Annotated in this window: 3 protein-coding genes; 1 reads left to right on the forward strand and 2 read right to left on the reverse strand. The window is 63.6% G+C overall.

The window, feature by feature from the left end; translation table 11 throughout:
- The coding region (locus tag N5D48_RS25525) for a DUF1289 domain-containing protein (RefSeq protein WP_279888874.1) at nucleotides 1–446 on the reverse strand (446 nt) is incomplete at its 3' end.
- Between the two features lie 409 nt (nucleotides 447–855).
- Between N5D48_RS25525 and acnB the strand changes: the two genes are divergently transcribed.
- Nucleotides 856–3,465, forward strand: a complete 2,610-nt coding sequence (acnB, locus tag N5D48_RS25530; RefSeq protein ID WP_279888876.1) for a bifunctional aconitate hydratase 2/2-methylisocitrate dehydratase — start codon at nucleotides 856–858, stop codon at nucleotides 3,463–3,465.
- A 189-nt stretch (nucleotides 3,466–3,654) separates the two neighbouring features.
- Here acnB and prpD read toward each other — a convergent pair.
- A partial coding sequence (gene prpD, locus N5D48_RS25535; protein ID WP_279888875.1) for a 2-methylcitrate dehydratase occupies nucleotides 3,655–5,114 on the reverse strand: 1,460 nt, incomplete at its 5' end.

The following is a 5,114-nucleotide window of genomic DNA, read 5'->3' on the forward strand; positions in this document are numbered from 1 at the left end:
AAGCTCGGGGCGATGTAGCGCTGGTAATGCGCCTCGGACAGCAAGAAGAACTCGCGGTCGATGGCATCGCGCAGCTGCGGCAAGTCCCAGTCACGGAACTCCGGCAACAACGCCATCCCGTACGCTTCCAGATCGCGGATCATCCGCGCGCCCCGGGCAATCAACTGGTAGGCCCAGCAATACTCGGACTGCTGCACGACAAAGCGGATCGAACGCTGCTCCAGCTGCTGTCGCAGCAGCTCTTTGTCGAACACTTCCAGCTTGGCCATCATCACCTGCACCAGCAGTTGCTCCAGGCGCAGCCAGACCGCGCGCTTCTGCTCGTCGTCGTAGCCGTTCCAGTGGATCACTTCGTGGTGAAAGCGCTTGCAGCCGCGGCACACCAGGTCGCCGTAGACCGTAGAGCACAGGCCGACGCAAGGGGTCTTGATGGATTGGTTGGACATGTAGAAACAACGGCTTGGCGGTGGAACACGGGCTCATGTTAGCCCTTTGTCTAACCAGGGTCACCCGTTAAAGTCATCTACGCCGCCTTACCTTCGGCTTATTTTTGCCGTAGAATCACACCGCCTTTTCAAGGCAACAATGTCCGTTGGAAGCTGTTTTCAAAGCGTCACGAGCACAGTTCATCCGGTAGAACGGCGTTGGCCCTGCCCATGCAAGCGCGCATGGGCATGGCCAACCCCTCATCAGCCTTCCGTTCTACAGGCGTAAAACTTTGAAAGCAGCTTCTGTAAGGATTCTCTGCGACCCTGGCTTGCCGGCTCAAAAAGCCGTCCTTAGCGCATGGGTGCATGGGAATGCTGGATGAGCGTCCCGGACTCCCTTTAGGGACCACTGATGAGGGTAATAACTGTGCTTGAAGCCTACCGCAAACACATCGAAGAGCGTGCCGCTCTGGGTATCGTGCCCCAGCCGCTGAACGCCGAACAAACCGCAGGCCTGGTCGAGCTGCTGAAAAACCCGCCGGCCGGCGAAGAAGCCTTCCTCGTAGACCTGATCACCAACCGCGTTCCGCCAGGAGTCGACGAGGCCGCCTACGTCAAGGCCGCCTTCCTCTCCGCCATCGCCAAGGGCGAAGCCAAGTCCCCGCTGATCGACCGCAAGCACGCCACCGAGCTGCTGGGCACCATGCAGGGCGGCTACAACATCGAGACGCTGGTCGCGCTGCTGGACGACGCCGAACTGGGCGCCGTCGCGGCCGAACAGCTCAAGCACACCCTGCTGATGTTCGATGCCTTCCACGACGTGGCCGAAAAAGCCAAGGCCGGCAACGCCCACGCCAAGGCCGTGCTGGAATCCTGGGCTGCCGGCGAGTGGTTCACCAGCCGTCCGGCGATCGCCGACAAGTACACCCTGACCGTGTTCAAGGTGCCTGGCGAAACCAACACCGACGACCTGTCCCCTGCCCCGGACGCCTGGTCGCGCCCTGACATCCCGCTGCACGCCCTGGCCATGCTGAAGATGGCCCGCGACGGCATCGAGCCTTCGCAGCCAGGTTCGGTCGGCCCACTGGCCCAGATCGAAGCCGTGAAAGCCAAAGGCTTCCCGGTCGCCTACGTCGGTGACGTGGTCGGTACCGGTTCCTCGCGCAAATCCGCCACCAACTCGGTGCTGTGGTTCTTCGGCGACGACATCCCGTACGTGCCGAACAAGCGCGCCGGTGGTTTCTGCTTCGGCACCAAGATCGCCCCGATCTTCTACAACACCATGGAAGACGCCGGCGCCCTGCCGATCGAATTCGACTGCACCAACCTGGCCATGGGCGACGTCATCGACGTCTACCCGTTCAAAGGTGAAGTGCGCCGTCACGGCAGCGACGAACTGGTCACCAACTTCGAGCTGAAAACCGAAGTACTGCTGGACGAAGTCCGCGCCGGTGGCCGTATCCCGCTGATCGTCGGCCGTGGCCTGACCGAGAAAGCCCGCGCCGAACTGGGCCAGGCCCCATCGGACCTGTTCAAGAAACCCGAGCAGCCTGCCGCTTCGACCAAGGGCTTCACCCTGGCGCAGAAGATGGTCGGCCGTGCCTGCGGTCTGCCGGAAGGCCAGGGCGTGCGCCCAGGTGCCTACTGCGAACCGAAGATGACCACCGTCGGTTCCCAGGACACCACGGGCCCGATGACCCGCGACGAGCTGAAAGACCTGGCGTGCCTGGGCTTCTCCGCCGACCTGGTGATGCAGTCGTTCTGCCACACCGCCGCTTATCCGAAGCCGATCGACGTCACCACCCACCACACCCTGCCAGACTTCATCCGCACCCGTGGCGGCGTGTCGCTGCGTCCAGGCGACGGCATCATCCACAGCTGGCTGAACCGCATGCTGATGCCTGACACCGTCGGCACCGGTGGCGACTCGCACACCCGTTTCCCGATCGGCATCTCGTTCCCGGCCGGTTCCGGCCTGGTGGCCTTCGCCGCCGCCACCGGCGTCATGCCGCTGGACATGCCAGAGTCGATCCTGGTGCGCTTCAAGGGCAAGCTGCAGCCTGGCATCACCCTGCGTGACCTGGTGCATGCGATCCCTTACTACGCCATCCAGAAGGGCCTGCTGACCGTCGAGAAGAAAGGCAAGAAGAACGCCTTCTCCGGCCGCATCCTGGAGATCGAAGGCCTCAACGACCTGACCGTCGAGCAAGCCTTCGAGCTGTCCGACGCCTCGGCCGAACGCTCCGCCGCCGGTTGCACCATCAAGCTGCCGGAGAAGGCCATCGCCGAATACCTGCAGTCCAACATCACCCTGCTGCGCTGGATGATCGGCGAAGGCTACGGCGATGCCCGCACCCTGGAGCGCCGTGCCCAGGCCATGGAAGCCTGGCTGGCCAAGCCTGAGCTGCTGTCGGCCGACGCCGATGCCGAATACGCCGAGATCATCGAGATCGACCTGGCCGACGTCAAGGAGCCTGTGCTCTGCGCGCCGAACGACCCGGACGATGCCCGCCTGCTGTCCTCGGTACAGGGCGAGAAGATCGATGAAGTGTTCATCGGTTCGTGCATGACCAACATCGGTCACTTCCGCGCCGCCGGCAAGCTGCTGGACAAGGTCAAGGGCGGTATCCCGACCCGTCTGTGGCTGGCCCCGCCAACCAAGATGGACGCCCACCAGCTGACCGAGGAAGGCTACTACGGCATCTACGGCAAGGCTGGCGCGCGCATGGAAATGCCAGGCTGCTCGCTGTGCATGGGTAACCAGGCACGTGTGCAGACCGGTTCGACCGTGGTCTCCACCTCGACCCGTAACTTCCCGAACCGTCTGGGCGACGCCACCAACGTGTACCTGGCCTCGGCCGAGCTGGCCGCGGTCGCTTCGATCATTGGCAAGCTGCCGACCGTCGAGGAGTACATGCAGTACGCGAAAGACATCGACAGCATGGCTGCCGACGTCTACCGCTACCTGAGCTTCGACCAGATCGCCGAGTTCCGCGAAGCGGCGGCCAACGCCAAGATCCCGGTGGTTCAGGCGTAAGCTGAGCGGCAAGTTGTAAGCTGCAAGAAGAAGCCCTGGCAGAAATGCCGGGGCTTTTTTGTGCCGCTTGTGTTGGCTTTGCTGGCCTCTTCGCGGCTAAAGCCGCTCCCACAGGTCCGTCGTAGTCTTGAAGATTTCGGGTTTCCTGTGGGAGCGGCTTTAGCCGCGAAGAGGCCGGTACAGGCCAGCTCAGATCACGAACAATTCAACAAAGCGGTGCACCGCCATCTGCTCAAGCGCCTGCTGATCCCTGCACAGTTCGAAGATTTGCTCACAGCGCTGCCGCGCAAAGCGCGTCGCCAGGTTCTCCTTGAACTTGGCCTCGAGCAACGGCATCCCCTCCTCCCGCCGCCGTCGATGCCCGATCGGGTACTCCACCACCACTTGCGGCGTGTGCGAGCCATCCTTGAAGAACACCTGCACGCCATTGGCGATGGAGCGCTTGTCGGCCTCCAGGTACTCGCGACTGAAGCGCGGCTCCTCGACGATCACCATCTTCTCGCGCAGGCGGTCGATGCTCGGGTGCGCGGCATGGAAGGCATCCTCGTAGTGCTCGGCCACCAGGTCACCGAAGATCAGCGGCACGGCGGTCATGTACTGCAGACAGTGGTCGCGGTCGGCAGCGTTGGCCAGGGGGCCTTCCTTGGAAATAATGCGAATCGCTGACTCGTGGGTAGTGATGAGAATACGGTCGATCTCATGCAGGCGATTGCGCACCTGCGGGTGCAGAATCACCGCAGCCTCGCAGGCGGTCTGGGCATGGAATTCGGCAGGGAAACTGATCTTGAACAGCACGTTCTCCATCACGTAGCTGCCCAATGGCTGCGGCAGGCGCAGTTCACGCTGACCTTCTGGCTTGAGCGCCAGGTCCTTGTTGGTATGGCTGAACGACACATCGTAGAACCCCCACTGCCTGGCCGTGAGCGCACCGGGCACACCCATCTCGCCACGCAGGGCGATATCGGCCAGGCGCACGCCTCGACTGGAGGCATCCCCCGCCGCCCACGACTTGCGCGACCCGGCGTTGGGCGCATGACGGTAGGTGCGCAGGGCCTGGCCATCGACGAAGGCATGGGACAGCGCCGACAGCAGTTGCTCGCGATTGGCGCCCATGAGCCTGGCGCAGACTGCCGTGGAGGCGACCTTGACCAGCAGCACATGGTCCAGGCCAACCCGGTTAAAGGAGTTCTCCAGCGCCAGCACGCCCTGGATCTCGTGGGCCATGACCATGGCATCGAGCACCTCGCGCATGACCAGAGGCGCCTCGCCATTGGCCACGCGCTTCTGCGACAGGTGGTCGGTGACCGCCAGGATGCCGCCGAGGTTGTCCGAGGGGTGGCCCCACTCCGCCGCCAACCAGGTGTCGTTGTAGTCCAGCCAGCGGACGATGCAGCCGATGTCCCAGGCGGCCTTGACCGGGTCGAGGCGGTAACTGGTGCCAGGGACGCGGGCGCCATGAGGGACGATGGTGCCCTCGACCAGCGGGCCGAGGTGCTTGGTGCATTCGGGGAAGCGCAGGGCCAGCAGGCCGCAGCCCAGGGTGTCCATCAGGCAATGGCGGGCGGTGTTCAGGGCTTCGGGGGAATCGACTCGGTAGCCGAGCACATAGTCGGCGAGGGTCTGCAGGACCTGGTCGTAGTCGGGGCGGG

Source organism: Pseudomonas sp. GD03858 (assembly GCF_029840925.1).
GTDB lineage: Bacteria > Pseudomonadota > Gammaproteobacteria > Pseudomonadales > Pseudomonadaceae > Aquipseudomonas.